This is a genomic window from Halopseudomonas sp. (assembly GCF_036960865.1).
GTDB lineage: Bacteria > Pseudomonadota > Gammaproteobacteria > Pseudomonadales > Pseudomonadaceae > Halopseudomonas.
In genome coordinates, this window is sequence record NZ_JBALWE010000010.1 from 145,708 (window position 1) to 159,304 (window position 13,597).

Here is a 13,597-nt window from a genome sequence, read left to right on the forward strand (position 1 = left end):
TCAGGTGATAGTCGTGCGTATCTTGCCCGGGTTGAGCAACGAGTGCGGATCATTGGCCGCCTTGCTGGCGAGAATCGCCGGACTCAACGAACCGCCGTGCTTGCCATCTTCGAGCATGAAGGTGTGGCTGTTGTTGATCTTGATGCCGAGCGACTCGTGCAGCGCCATGACCTCATTGAGACGCTCATCCGAGCTGTAGCGCACCATTGGCAGGCCGGTGATCAGCGGCTGGGTGTTACCCAGACGGATAAACTCCAGATGCGTCAGCACCTCATCACCCAACGCCGCCTTCAGCTCGGCCAATTGCTCCAACACCCGATCCGTCGCGTAATTGGTCTGCAGGTTGGTAAAGCCCTTGTCGTGCTTCAGAGCCTGCAGCGTCGAGTGGTTCCAGCAGTGCTCCATCAACGTCAAACCGCTCGCCTGCGCCTCGGCAAAGGTCTGCGTCCAAAGCTGCGCGCCGCCATGCTCGGCCAGCAGCTGCGCCAGCGGTTGGCGGTTGTGCGGCGCCACCAGCGTCATCACCAGGAAGTGCCCGGCTGGCTGGGTAAACGGGATATCGCGGAAGTACGATGCCGCCTGACTGTCATACAGCGACAGCTCACGCTTCTCGATTCCGGCCGCGTCCAGCAGCGTGCGACAGAAGCCATAGGCTGCCTCAATGCTGGAAAAGTCTAACAGGTACTCATCCCAGTTCCGCGCCGGCGCCAGCGCCAGTTCCAGATCAAGCAAAATGCCGTTGGTGCCGTAGGTATGGTGATAGGTAAGTAGCTCATCGCCACTCAGCTCCAGCACGCGCGGGGTTGTTTCAATGGTGAGGACACGAATCGCCTGTACCGTGCCAGAAGTGGAAATCGGCCCGTAGTTGATTGAGCCGATACCACCGAAACCACCGGCAAACAGACCGCCGATGCTTGCAGCTCGGTAGGTCGATGGCATGCAACGCAACTCCCAGCGTTGCTCGCGTACCCGCTGCTCCAACTCACCGATCTTCATCCCGGCCTGAACTCGAACCAGCCCTTCGCAGAGCCACTGCAGCTCGGTGCAGGCGGTCATGTCGATGACAACGCCACCTTCCAGCGGCACCGCCTGACCATAATTGCCGGTACCGCCACCGCGCACGGTCATGGCAATCCCCAGATCCACACAGACACCGACCAGCGCCGTCAGCTCCTTCTCGTTGCGTGGCTTGACCACCAGATCAGCCAACTTGTCAGCTAATTGCGGCACCAGCATCGGACTGAACCAGTAGAAGTCACGGGACAGCCGTTTGATGTGTACCTTTGAGGTGATCCAGTCCAGCTCCGGGAGCCTTGCCTGCAGGGCGCTCAGCGCATCACTTGAAGTCATTTCTTTTCCATCCTGTTGCACCGGCGCACGCCGGAAAGATTCCAGCGCGCGCTATTGGATTAGGGCATAACCGGGTTCTGTTTGACGAACTCGGTGGTGTAGACGTCTTGCAGCGCCACCTTGTCGGTATCCACCAACTGGTTTTCCACCAGCATGTTCCAGGTCGCCTGCATGCGCTCGTCGGTAATCACGCCGATGCCCTGGGTCGCCGCGTCGCCGCCGGCCACCATGCCGCTGCTGTGCAGCCGTTCCAGCGCAAAGGCCAGCTGCTCGGTGCTCATCTCGGTGTTTTCCTGCTGAATTCGTGCATTACCGGCACTGGGGTCAGTGATGTAACGCTTCCAGCCCTCACGCGAGGCGTCCAGAAACGCTTGAACCTGCTCCGGATGCTGCTTGATCAGCTCGTCGCTGCAGGCAATAGAGTTACCGTAGGGCGGGTAGCCCTGTTGCCCAAGCGAGAAGACGTTGAACTCGACGCCTTCGCGTTGCAGCGCAAAGGGCTCCGAGCTCATGTAACCCTGCTGAGCCAGCGAGTTGTCGGCAATGAAGGGCTGCACGTTGAAGGTGTAGGGGCGACTCATCGCGTCGGTAAATCCGAACTGACGTTTAGCCCACGGCCACCAGGATGAGTGCGCGCTGGATGAGATCAGCACCTTGCGGCCTTCCAGCTCGGCCAGTGAATTAACGTCTTTATGAGTAATGATCACCGTCGGGTCGTACTGAAAACTGCTGCCGACCATGGTCAGCGGAATACGCTGCTGCCGCGCCATGACGGTTCCGATGTCATCCTTGATGATGCACTGGGCCTTTCCGGCGGCGAGCAGCTGCGCAGAGTTAACCTGCGGTCCGCCCATGCGAATGGTGACATCCAGCCCCTTTTCTGCGTAAAGCCCATCGGCCAGCGCCTGATAAAAGCCGCCGTGCTCCGCCTGGGCATACCAGTTGGTGATGAAGGTAAACGGCGTCGCCGCCTGCACACTGGCGCAGCCGGCTGCGGTCAGCAGCGCTGTCAGTGATGCCATCCGTTTTACCCGTTGCCGCGTGCTTGCTGCTGCTTGCATATCTCATCTCCTGTCGCTTGAACGATATGAACCTGAAGAAACTCAGTTACGTGACTCGATGTGGCCGCTGTACTGACTGCGGCCCCAGGTGGTTACCTCGCGCTCAACCCAGCGCGCTTGATGCACTTCGGTGATCGCCTGCGCCCACTGACTGCTAAGTTGCTCCAGCAGCTGTGCGCCCTGCTCCGAGGTCGCGCCGGTCGGATCACCGATAACGCCGGATGGTCCGAAGTCGCGAGCAGTCCAGGCGGCCGCGGGGCGCGTGCTAGAAAGTGTCGGACAGGGAAATGGCGGCGGGTAATGGGCCTCGGCACGCTCCATGCGCAGGGTCTCGGGCGCCAGCTGCATAAGCAGCGCGGTTTCGCCATGGCCAGCGTGCATGCCCAGCTGGCGCTCCTGTTCGGGCATGAAACTGCTGTCAAACTTCACACTCCAGGCCGAGCGCGGAATGACCATGAAGTCGCCGTGACGCAGACGCAGCTCGCGCGCGGCCATCTCCAGCGGCTGGTACTGGCCGCCATGGGCATTAACCATGATCAGCTTGCGAAACCCAGCGCGATAAACCGACTCGCCGACTTCCTGAATGGTGTGCAGCAGCAGCTCCCCGGTCAGCGTCACGGTGCCGGGGAAATGGATATGCTCATCCGACTTGCCGTAGGTGATCACAGGCAGCGCGTACGCCGGAATCCCGGCTGGTAGCCGCTCCAGCGCCTTGCCAACCACCCCGGCCGCAACAATCGAATCCACCGCGCAGGGCATGTGCGGCCCATGCTGTTCGATAGCGCCGACCGGCAACACGATGACGGTGTTGGCCTTGTCGGGCAGCGCGTCGATGTCGGTCCAGCTCAGGTACGGCAGAAAGCGTTCTGCGGGGGTATAACCGTGCAGCATCATGACTCCTTGGTGCCGCCCAGCGGCAGATAGGCGGTGGCTTCCACTTCGATCAGGATGTCGTCGGTCGGCAACATGGCGCTGACCTCAACGACCGTAGAGACCGGTGGCTCACAGGGGAAGAAGGTGCGGCGCACAGCGCTGTACGCCGGGAAGTGGTCGAGATTGCGGAAGTACTGCACCAGCTTGAACACATCGCTCATCTGGCCGCCCTCGCGCTCGATGATCTGGCGGATCGCCTCCAGCACATACCAGCTTTGCGCCAGGATCGGCCCCTGCTTGATGTCGCTGGAGAACTCGCCGGTGCGGCCCAGACGGTCGGCGATCTCGCCCGGAATGTCTTCAAAGCCGCGCACAATCAGTCGGCGCGCCGGTTCCACTGCGATCACGCCCGACAAAAAAATGAAGTCGCCCACCCGCTTGGCGGCGGCGTAACGCGCCAGTGGCGCGCCATTGGTTACATCATTGCTCATCATTCACTCCTGAAACGCAAAGGGTTCAAAGCGCCAGCGTCAGGCGTGGTGATCGGCAACTGCCGCAGCAAACCGCGATGTATTCGCTGCGGTCTTCGTCATCCAGACACTGGTCGCCGTGCAGCGGATCGCCATCGCTCCAGGCCACCACGCAACTGCCGCAGATGCCCTGCTCACAGTTGGTCTCCGGCGCGACACCGGCCTGACGCAGCGCCGCAAGGATCGAGCTGCCGACAGGGACGTCGATATCCATCCGGCTCTCACTCAAATGCAGTGCAAAGCCCGCCTGCACCGGGGTCTCGCTGCCCGCAAAGGCTTCTTCGTGCCACTGCTCGGCGGGCAATGCAGCGCACTGCTCACGCACTCGGCTCATCAACCCGTCCGGTCCACAGCAATAAACGTGGGTCTGTGCTGGCAACGCGGCGAGCAGGCGTGCCATGTCCAGCGCCTCGCGCGGGTTACGCACCAGCTCGACCGGCCAGCCGGACGCAGCCAACTGTGCACAGAAGGGTGAGCTGCCCGCGCTGGACACCGCCACCACAAAGCTGAACGGCAGCCCCTGCGTCGCTAGCTGATGCGCCATCGCCATCAGCGGCGTCAGGCCAACGCCGCCTCCAACCAGCAGGTGATGCTCAGCATTCGGCGCCAGTGAAAACAGGTTGCGCGGCGCACTGGCCGGGAGCTCGACGCCGGGGCGGGCCAACGCGTGTAACGCCTGCGAACCGCCACGGCCCAGCGCCTCACGCTTGACCGCAACGTCGTAATGGCTCAAGTCCGCGGGATTACTGCACAGCGAGTAGGCGCGGCAATGCTGCTCGTTGATCTGAATCTGAATGTGCGCACCGGCCTCGAATGGCGGTAGCAGCTTGCCTTGCGGATGCTGCAGGCGCAGGCGCATGACATCCGGCGTAAGCATGTCGAGAGCACTAATGCGCAGTGGGTTGAACTGGGCTGAAAACATATATTGACCAAGTAGACTGTACACTTGGTCAAACTAAATGCATAACACATGCCAGAGACCGGCTCTCGCCGGACATCAGCTCTAGGTCAAGGTCGTGGGAGGATAAAAATCAGGCGCGCACGCCAGCGCCCGAGAGGACGAACTGAATCAATTCTTGCTCTACTTTCTGCCGCACATCGGGCGCCGTCAGCGCCGACTCGAGCAGCATCTCGGCCTGCAGTGTGTAGTCAGAGTAATACTGGGTCAGTGCCCAGATGTGCATGATCAGCAGACGGCCATCAAGCGGACGCAGCGCGCCCTCCGCGACCCAGCTGTTGATCTTGGCAACCTTGGCGTGGGTCGCCTCCATGGCGCCCGGCCAGTAGTTCTCCAGCCGCGCCCCGCCGCTGAGCACCTCCATTGTAAAAATGCGTGACAGCTCCGGATTCTCCAGCGCGTAGTCCAGTTTGACGCGCACAAAGTCGCTCAGCGCCTCGCGCGGCGACTGCTCAGCGTCGCTGTCGAACACGAAGAAGCTGCGCCAACTGTCCAAAACCATACCCAAAACCTGCGAGTACAGGGCTTCCTTGTCCTCGATGTAATAATGCAGTTGCGACTTCTTGAGTTGCGCGCGCTCGGCGATGGCCTGGGTCGAAGCACCCTGAAAACCGTGCTGGCTGAATTCGGCGATTGCTGCATCCAGAATCTTGCGCATGATTTCCTGGCGGCTCTGCTTGGAGCGCTCCGTTCGCATGTCTAGTTTTGCCACTTTTGCACCATTCCAGTGAAATACAGACTTCGCTCGCACCATGGCGACGCGCAAAGACCGTCAAACAATATGAGGCTGGTCGTATCCTACCCGCGCCTGAACCGCGAGCATAACCGGAAACAAAAAAGCCGGGCCACAGGGCCCGGCTTTTTCACAACGCGTACGGTTACGTGCGCGGCTCACTCATCAAGCCTTTGACGATGGCAATACAGCCCACCAGCAGCACTATGGTAAAGGGCAACCCGGTGGACACCGACATCGCCTGCAGCGCGGTCAAACCGCCACCAAGCAAGAGCGCGATGGCCACTACACCTTCACTGATGACCCAGAACACCCGCTGCGGCACTGGTGCGTTGACCTTACCACCTGCGGTGATGGTGTCGATTACCAGCGAACCGGAGTCCGAGGAGGTGACGAAAAACACAATCACCAGCACGATGCCGACAAACGAGGTGATCGCAGTCAGCGGCAGTTCACCCAGCATGACGAAGAGCTTCAGCTCCAGCGCGGCATCCTGCACGCCGGTGAAGCCTTCGGTGACAAACTGGCCAATGGCGGTGCCGCCGAAAGCGGTCATCCACAATACCGACACCAGCGAGGGGACCAGCAGCACGGCGATCAGAAACTCTCGTACGGTACGGCCACGGCTGACGCGCGCGATAAACATGCCGACAAAGGGCGACCAGCTGATCCACCAGGCCCAATAGAAGGCAGTCCAGCCCTGGGTGAAGTTGGCATCCTCACGGCCGATCGGGTTGGACAACGCTGGCAGGTTGGCGGCGTAGGCCATCAGGTTATCGAAGAAGCCGGTGGCAATCGCCAGGGTTGGCCCGACGATGATGATGAACCCCAGCAACACGATGGCCAGCACCATGTTGATCTCGGACAGGCGCTTCACACCCTTGTCCAGACCCGCAATCACCGAGAGCAGTGCCAGACCGGTAATGCCGGTGATCAGCAGCACCTTGGTGACATTGCCGGTGCTGAAACCGAACAGGTAATGCAAACCGGCAGTGGCCTGCTCCGCACCAAAACCCAGCGAGGTAGCCAGACCAAAGAGCGTGGCAAAGACCGCCAGAATGTCGATGATGTGCCCTGGCCAGCCCCACACCCGCTCACCCAGAATCGGGTAGAAGATCGAGCGAATGGTCAGCGGCAGCCCCTTGTTGAACGAGAACAGCGCCAGCGCCAGCGCCACTACGGCGTAGATTGCCCAGGGGTGCAGACCCCAGTGGAAAATAGTCGCCGCCATGCCCAGTCGCGCCGCAGCGTCGGCGTCGCCGGCTGCGCCGCCCAGGGGTGCCCAATCGGTACGCAGGCCGTCTTCACCGACGGTCACGCCACCTAGCGAAGATGCAAAGTGCGACATCGGCTCGGACACGCCATAGAACATCAAGCCGATACCCATACCCGCCGCAAACAGCATCGAGAACCAGCCGAGGTAGTTGTAGTCCGGCTTTGCGTCCATCCCCCCCAGACGCACCTTGCCCAACGGCGACACGATCAGGAACAGGCAAAGCAATACAAAAATATTGGCGGCCCCCAGGAAGAACCAGGCCAGGCTGCCGGTCAGCCAGTTGCGCAGCTCGGTGAACAGCGGTGCCACTTCACTTTGCAGTGCCAGCGTCAGCACCACGAAAAGCACGACCGCGAGAGAAGAGATAGTGAAGACTTTGCCGTGGATATCCACGTTGAACAAAAAATTGCCGGAAATATTATCCTGCCCGATGACGTAATCCGTATCAATCAGGTTGGCATCGCCGGTGGGAGCCGGAATGCCGTCATGATCGGCAAGCTCCTTTAGCGGGTCGTGATCATTCAATGGTTCTATTGCCATTTGAAGTGCTCCGATGTGCAAAGTGACGCGGTCAAAAACGACCACGAAGAGGGTGCAGGTCGCTCCGCAATAACGAAACAACTGCAAGAGTTGACGGCCCCTACCGGGCCAATGATGTGTACAACAGGTATAGGCATAGCAGCATTTACCGCCGAGCGATTGATGCCCTGCTCAGCTTGTGTCCAAGTGTTGCTGCGCTACATCATAGCCACTAGAGCGCCATTAGGGAAATCGCGCTACCGCTGCGAGCAGGCGGCTTTGCCGACGTTGACCGCCTATCGCCGGTCGATTTTCGCCCTGCTTTGCAGCAGGTAAGCGCCAGCAAAGAGCATGGTGATCTGCTCGTGAGCCAACTCCAGAATGGCCTCCCGACGCTCGGGTTCGCCGATGTAGTCCAGCGACAGATAGAGCAGATTGCGGCTTAGCAAGGTGGCAATCACCTTGATCTGCTCCGGACTGATGTCCTTGGGCGCGAGCCCCAGTGCCTGCACGTCGGCGGCCATATCTTCGGCAAAGCCATCCATCTGCTTGCGCAGTTCGGCGCGCAGCAATTCAGACGGACCGTGCAGCTCGCGCAAGGCAATAACCACGCGATCACGGTGCTTGAGTACATATTCAAAGTAGAGTTTGACCGTCTGTCTCGCCACCCGTCGACCGCGCAGCGCCTCTTCCTCTGCGGGATCGAGGGTGGTGTCAGCAATACTTTGTCGCGCCGCCTTGCGACGCAGGCTGCGCAAGGGCGCACGCAATGTCTGATTGCTTTCGCGCAGCAACTGCAGGCCCAGATCATCCATGTCACGGAAGTGGCGGTAGAAGGTATTCGGATTGAGGCCCGCCTCACGCGCCAGCTCACGCAGGCCCAGGCTGGTAATGCAGCGGCTGCTGGCAGCCAGCCGCACCGCAGCATCCATCAATGCGCGTTTGCCGGGCGCCTCCGCCGGGCGAGTGCCAGTCTTGCGGGCTTCAGCCATGAGACAACGGCCTGTCGGTTAGGAGCATGATCGGACTCAACGTGGAGCCGCATCAAGAATCTGCAGCACCTCGCGTGCCCCATAGCCGTACTCTTTCATCAAGGTCTTCAACTCGTCATTGAAGGCCAGCTCCTCCTTAAGCCCGACGTCCTGCTTCATCTTCTCCAGCTGCGCCAACTGGTCGGCGAGCAGACGCTCGGCTGCGCGAAACTCGGATAATTTGCTCATGGTTACCTGTCAATAAAGGGTAAGGACAAAAAGGTAAAAAAGATTATTGCTGGATTCTACACCAAGTACGCGCACATGCAGCGGCGAACCCGCGTTGCGCTGCGCACTCAGAACAGCCGCGTGTTAGGCTGCATTGAGCATCCATTAAAGGGGAGATAAAACCATGCCGCCCGAGCCAAGCGCGCTCACCCTGCCCCCGCTGACCCGAACCAGCGAAGGCGCACAGCGGCGCGTCGGGGTCGAGCTGGAGATGAACGGCATCGAACTCGACCACCTGACCCGCCTGGTCGCCGAACATTGTGGCTGCAGCGTAGAGCAGACCAGTCGCTACGAACGCACCCTAACGGGTGATCCCGCTGGCGACTGGATTGTTGAACTCGACTCCAGCCTGCTGAAGAAAATGGGCCGCGCCGAGCGCCCACAGGACCCCGCGTCCGCAGAACTGGTAAGCTCCGCCGAAGACGCCATCATGTGGGTGGCCGAATCCCTGGTGCCTTACGAACTGGTCAGCCCGCCCCTGCCACTGGATCGCCTGGGCGTGATCAACGAGCTGATTGCACTGCTGCGCGATGCCGGCGCCAAGGGCACCGCTGACCGCCTGACCAATGCCTTTGGCATGCAATTCAACCCCGAGGTACCCGCTACCGATGCGCGCACGCTGACCGCCTATCTGAAAGCCTTCCTGTGCCTGTACGACTGGATTCATGAGCGGGCGCGCATCAATTTTGCGCGGCGACTGACCACCTATGTGGACCCCTTCCCCGGCGCCTACGTGCGCAAGGTGACCGCGCCCGATTACTGGCCGGACCTGCCAACGCTGATCGACGACTACCTGCAGCACAATCCGACGCGTAACCGCGCGCTCGACATGCTGCCGCTATTCCGACATCTGGACGAGGACCGAGTGCTGGCCCACACCCAGGATGAACTGATCAAGGCACGTCCGACCTTTCACTATCGCCTGCCCGACTGCCTGATCGATCAACCCGGCTGGGATCTGACCCCAGCCTGGAACGACTGGCTGGAGGTAGAGAAGCTGGCCAATGATCAGGACCGTCTGCAGGGTTGCTGCAGTGCCTATCAGGCCCATCTGGGGCAGGGCCTTGGTCGCCTACTGGACAGTTGGCCTGAGCGCCTGGTCAGCGATTGGCTGCCGGATGCTTCATGAATAAGCCGGTTATCGCCATTACCGGCCCAGCCAAGGGGGCGGTGGGCCCGCGCTTTCTGGTTGCCCAAGCGGTGCGCTTTTACGGCGGCGAACCACTGCAATTGCGGCCAGGCGATGAAGCGCGGGGGCATCACTATCAGGGCGTGGTTGTTACCGGTGGCCACGACATCGACCCAGTGCTCTACGCCGCCGAGCCCGAAGTCCATCCCAAGTACGATGCTGCACGCGACCAACTGGAGTCCACCGTGATCGATCAGGCATTGGCTCGGCAGCTCCCCCTGCTGGGCATCTGTCGCGGCGCCCAGCTGCTTAACGTGCGCTGCGGCGGCAACCTGTTCCAAGACTTGAAATCACGCCGCAAGCTGACCTCGAACCGGCGTACCCTGCTGCCACTGAAAACCCTCTGCCTGGTACCCGACAGCCACCTCGCTCGCCTATTGGGCGTTGAGCGCGGCAAGATCAACAGTCTGCACAATCAGGCGATTGATCAGGTGGGCGAAGGGCTGGTGATCAGTGCACGCGATCTGGACAACATCACCCAGGCGATCGAAGCACCCGGGCGGCGCTTTGTGATGGGCGTGCAGTGGCATCCAGAGTTTCTGCTGTTCATGCGCCGGCAGCGGCGCCTGTTTAAAGCTCTGGTGACGGCGGCGCGGGAGATGGGCTAAAAACGTTAAACGCCTTGGCCACGGTGCTTTTTGAATATCAGCACTTGGCAGACTTGCCTAACTCCAGGTGTGCATCCAAACTCCGCCACCGTATCTGCTTGGCCGCAGAAAAAAACTGTGCCGTTGACCTGCCCGTCATTCCCTGCCAACCATTCACGCCGGAGTAACCCATGTCCGCCGATCCGTTGAAAACCCTTTCCGATCTGGTCAACGATGCCCATACAAAGATTCAAGCGGCGCATCAGCACATCAACCCGGTGGTAGAGGTGCGTCAGAGCATGCGCGATGTCGGCATCCCCGCCGATGTGCTCACCCTGGACTGCTTGCGCACCCAGCGCCGCATCACCCTGATCCTGCATGACCAGCAGCCGGGTGTGGTGCTCTACCAGTTCGTGACGCGGGAAGAGGAAGTTGGCGGTGAATTCAAGCAAATGCCACTGGCGGACATGAGCAGCACCACGCTGTTTGACTGGATGCAGGACTATTTCGGCTGAGTTGAGCCGCCCCTTCAAGGCAAGATCCTATGTAGCTGTTGCTTAAGGCCAGCATCCCCCGGGAGGGCATGCTGCTGGAGTACAAGCGGTTGCAAAACTGCAGCGTGATACAACGAAAAGTCTGTTCGACTGAGCTCAAAAGCCGCTACAAATACCTGCCGATCCCCGCCAGGAGAGTTCGCATAGACTTTGGCCTGCCTGGCTTCTGGCGTAGGTTTTTGTCACCGTGCAGTTAAAGCAGACAGTAACCCGACGAACAAGATCGGATAGGTTAAAGCTCCACCGCCCAACGCTTGCGCGCGTGCAGGTACGCCGCTGTATCACCGTAACCCAGTTGCTCGGCAATCTCGGCGCGACTCAGGCCCTGCATGTCCAGGTAGCTATCCAGCTCGGCGCGTACCGTATCCAGTAACTGGCGAAAGGTCAGCCCCTGCTCCTGCAAACGCCGCCGCAAGGTGCGCGCCGTTTGATGCAGGCTGGCGGCCAACGTCTCCAGCGTGGGCGTTTGCCCCTGGAGCATCTGCTGGCGAGCCAGCTCAGCCACCTTGCCTGCAACCCCACCAAAACGCTCTTGTTGTGATAGCCGGCGATCCAGCTCGCAACAAACCACCTCGAACAAGGCCTGGTTTCGACCCAGCATGGGCAGCGCGAGGGTCGCCTCATCGAACCACAACTCGTTGGCGTCGGCCGAAAAACGCAGTGGCTCGCCAAACAGCCTTGAATACTCCAGCACATAGTCCGGTCGCGGGTGTCGGAAGCTCACCTGCAACGGCATGAAGTGATGCCCCGACGCATCCCTCAACTGGGTAAGCGCCATCGTCATGTAGTGTTCGACCAGATAACGCTCAAGTGACGACGGCACATCCAGACTGATCTGCACACCAATCCGCGCGCCATCCTGCACATAGCGCACCCGGTCCATGGCCGACGCCAGTCCGGCGTAGCGCACCCAACTATCCAGCGATTGCCGTACATTCGCGGCAAAAAAGCCCATGTAGGCCAATACGTGCCAGTCCTGCCGGGTAAACAAGGAAAACAGGTGCAGGCCGATGGCTGGGTCGTGCTGAGCGGCACGCTGCCAGAGCTGTTCCAGTTCAATCAGGCTGAAGTCGTCTTGCAAGGCACCTTGCTGATTCAGAAAGCGCTGCAGCACCTGGCCCACAGGCCCGTGGTGATAACGCTGAGCAGGAATTTTGGCCGCTTCGACTAGGTTTTTGTCCTCAGTGCGCATGTTGGAGAGACCCGATTTGGCTTTTCATTGTTATGTCCTGACTAATAGCCAATGCTCAACGAGGTTAGCATGGAAACAACAATAACAAACCTGAACCCAACCCTAGTTGTCGCCGCCATCTTCTTTGGTTTCATCGCCCTGGAACTGGTACTCGGTCGCTTTTTCCAGCCCAAGGGCGAGCGCCGCGATGCGTTGCTCGAAACCATAGGTTCGACTCTGCTGCTGGGCGTGACAGTACCGGCCATTACCTTTGCCTCCGCGGCGCTGATGGCGCTATTTCTGCCGGAATGGAAAGACAGCCTCGCAGGCATTCCGTGGATTGCCGGCTTTGCCCTGTTCCTGCTGCTCGATGACATGACTCAGTACTGGTGGCACCGCCTGGCGCACCGCGTGCCCTGGCTGTATGACCTGCACCGCGCCCACCACTCGGCCAAATACATGAGCATCCGCATCGTCTACCGCAACAACAGTTTCTACTACCTGCTGATGCCCGGGATCTGGTTCTCCGGCATGCTGATCTACATGGGCCTGGCACACGTCTACTTCTTCTACCTGATCATCAAACTGAGTGTGATCTTTGGCGCCCACAGCAGCGTGCCCTGGGATGCCAAGCTGTACAAGATCAAGGCCCTGCAACCGCTGATGTGGCTGGTTGAACGCACCATCTCCACTCCAGCCACCCACTCTGCACACCACGGATTGAATGCCGACGACGGCGTGACCAACTACAAGGGCAACTTTGGTAACCTGTTATTCTTCTGGGACATACTCTTCGGCACCGCCAAGATTACCCGTCGGCGCCCAACTGAGTACGGTATCGAGAATATCCGTCCGGCGAGCTGGCAGCAGGAGCTGTTCTGGCCGCTGGTGCGCAAGCCGGCGCGCCGAAAAAAGCCCGCCGCGCCAACCACAGAGGCTTCTTCATGAGTTTACGCATCACCCTTATCGCCGGTTCCAACCGCCCAGACGCCCAGAGCAGCAAGGTCGCCCACTATCTGGCTGCCCGGCTGCAAGCCCTAGGCGCCGAGAGCGACATCATTGATCTGGCCGCCGAGCCTCTGCCGCTCTGGCCGGCGGAGGCGGACAACAACCCCTGGCCCGGCATGGCCGAGAAGTTGCACGCGGCGCAGGCAGTCGTGGTGATCAGCCCCGAGTGGCACGGCATGGCCTGCCCGGCGGTCAAGAACCTGTTCCTCTACGCCGGCCGCCGCGAACTGGCGCACAAGCCAGGATTGCTGGTGGCGGTTTCCAGCGGGCAGGGCGGCGCTTATCCGATTGCCGAGCTGCGCAGCTCCAGCTACAAGAACTGCCGGCTGTGCTATCTGCCGGAGCACCTGATCATTCGGCATGTCGAATCGGTCATGGGCGAACAGGCGGGGGGCGAGGACGATCAACGTATCCGCGCGCGCGCAGATTGGTCACTGCAACTGCTGCTGGACTATGCCGGCGCCATGCACGAGCTGCACGAGAAACATCGCACGCCACCGGCGGACTTCATGAACGGCATGTGATGCGC

Annotated in this window: 15 protein-coding genes; 5 read left to right on the forward strand and 10 right to left on the reverse strand. The window is 60.4% G+C overall.

Annotated elements, in window-relative coordinates; all coding sequences use genetic code 11:
- From V7747_RS15210 to V7747_RS15250, 9 genes are all read right to left on the reverse strand, one after another.
- Positions 1–1,350, reverse strand: coding sequence for an FAD-binding oxidoreductase (locus tag V7747_RS15210; RefSeq protein WP_335616858.1), 1,350 nt, complete (start codon positions 1,348–1,350; stop codon positions 1–3).
- Positions 1,351–1,409: 59 nt separating this feature from the next.
- Entirely contained in the window at positions 1,410–2,411 is a 1,002-nt protein-coding gene (locus V7747_RS15215) for an ABC transporter substrate-binding protein (protein ID WP_335616859.1), read from the reverse strand.
- A 42-nt stretch (positions 2,412–2,453) separates the two neighbouring features.
- The gene (locus V7747_RS15220; protein WP_335616860.1) at positions 2,454–3,302 is read right to left on the reverse strand and encodes a creatininase family protein; all 849 of its coding nucleotides are present in this window, start codon (positions 3,300–3,302) and stop codon (positions 2,454–2,456) included.
- Positions 3,302–3,775, reverse strand: a complete 474-nt coding sequence (locus V7747_RS15225) for a RidA family protein (protein WP_335616861.1) — start codon at positions 3,773–3,775, stop codon at positions 3,302–3,304. Before V7747_RS15225 ends, V7747_RS15220 begins: the two co-directional genes overlap by 1 nt.
- Before the next feature lie 25 nt (positions 3,776–3,800).
- Positions 3,801–4,736, reverse strand: a complete 936-nt coding sequence (locus V7747_RS15230; protein WP_335616862.1) for a PDR/VanB family oxidoreductase — start codon at positions 4,734–4,736, stop codon at positions 3,801–3,803.
- A 109-nt stretch (positions 4,737–4,845) separates the two neighbouring features.
- Positions 4,846–5,469, reverse strand: a complete 624-nt coding sequence (locus V7747_RS15235) for a TetR family transcriptional regulator C-terminal domain-containing protein (protein WP_335616863.1) — start codon at positions 5,467–5,469, stop codon at positions 4,846–4,848.
- Positions 5,470–5,650: 181 nt separating this feature from the next.
- Positions 5,651–7,321: a BCCT family transporter gene (locus V7747_RS15240; protein WP_335616864.1), complete on the reverse strand. Its 1,671-nt coding sequence runs from the start codon at positions 7,319–7,321 to the stop codon at positions 5,651–5,653.
- 275 nt (positions 7,322–7,596) lie between these two features.
- The gene (locus V7747_RS15245; protein WP_335616865.1) at positions 7,597–8,292 is read right to left on the reverse strand and encodes a TetR family transcriptional regulator; all 696 of its coding nucleotides are present in this window, start codon (positions 8,290–8,292) and stop codon (positions 7,597–7,599) included.
- A 36-nt stretch (positions 8,293–8,328) separates the two neighbouring features.
- The gene (locus V7747_RS15250; protein ID WP_335616866.1) at positions 8,329–8,520 is read right to left on the reverse strand and encodes a hypothetical protein; all 192 of its coding nucleotides are present in this window, start codon (positions 8,518–8,520) and stop codon (positions 8,329–8,331) included.
- A 163-nt stretch (positions 8,521–8,683) separates the two neighbouring features.
- On the opposite strand from V7747_RS15250, the gene V7747_RS15255 reads away from it, so the two are divergent.
- From V7747_RS15255 to V7747_RS15265, 3 genes are all read left to right on the forward strand, one after another.
- Positions 8,684–9,688: an amidoligase family protein gene (locus tag V7747_RS15255; protein ID WP_335616867.1), complete on the forward strand. Its 1,005-nt coding sequence runs from the start codon at positions 8,684–8,686 to the stop codon at positions 9,686–9,688.
- A complete protein-coding gene (locus V7747_RS15260) occupies positions 9,685–10,356 on the forward strand; it encodes a gamma-glutamyl-gamma-aminobutyrate hydrolase family protein (protein ID WP_335616868.1) in 672 nt (223 codons plus the stop codon). The genes V7747_RS15255 and V7747_RS15260 overlap by 4 nt, the downstream gene beginning before the upstream one ends.
- A 170-nt stretch (positions 10,357–10,526) precedes the next feature.
- Positions 10,527–10,850, forward strand: a complete 324-nt coding sequence (locus tag V7747_RS15265) for a hypothetical protein (protein ID WP_335616869.1) — start codon at positions 10,527–10,529, stop codon at positions 10,848–10,850.
- Positions 10,851–11,121: 271 nt separating this feature from the next.
- Here V7747_RS15265 and V7747_RS15270 read toward each other — a convergent pair whose 3' ends face one another.
- On the reverse strand, positions 11,122–12,081 hold the full coding sequence (locus tag V7747_RS15270) for an AraC family transcriptional regulator ligand-binding domain-containing protein (protein WP_335616870.1): 960 nt from the start codon (positions 12,079–12,081) through the stop codon (positions 11,122–11,124).
- A gap of 69 nt (positions 12,082–12,150) precedes the next feature.
- Between V7747_RS15270 and V7747_RS15275 the strand changes: the two genes are divergently transcribed.
- The gene (locus tag V7747_RS15275; RefSeq protein ID WP_335616871.1) at positions 12,151–13,008 is read left to right on the forward strand and encodes a sterol desaturase family protein; all 858 of its coding nucleotides are present in this window, start codon (positions 12,151–12,153) and stop codon (positions 13,006–13,008) included.
- Entirely contained in the window at positions 13,005–13,592 is a 588-nt protein-coding gene (locus tag V7747_RS15280; protein WP_335616872.1) for an NADPH-dependent FMN reductase, read from the forward strand. The genes V7747_RS15275 and V7747_RS15280 overlap by 4 nt, the downstream gene beginning before the upstream one ends.
- Positions 13,593–13,597: the final 5 nt, after the last annotated feature.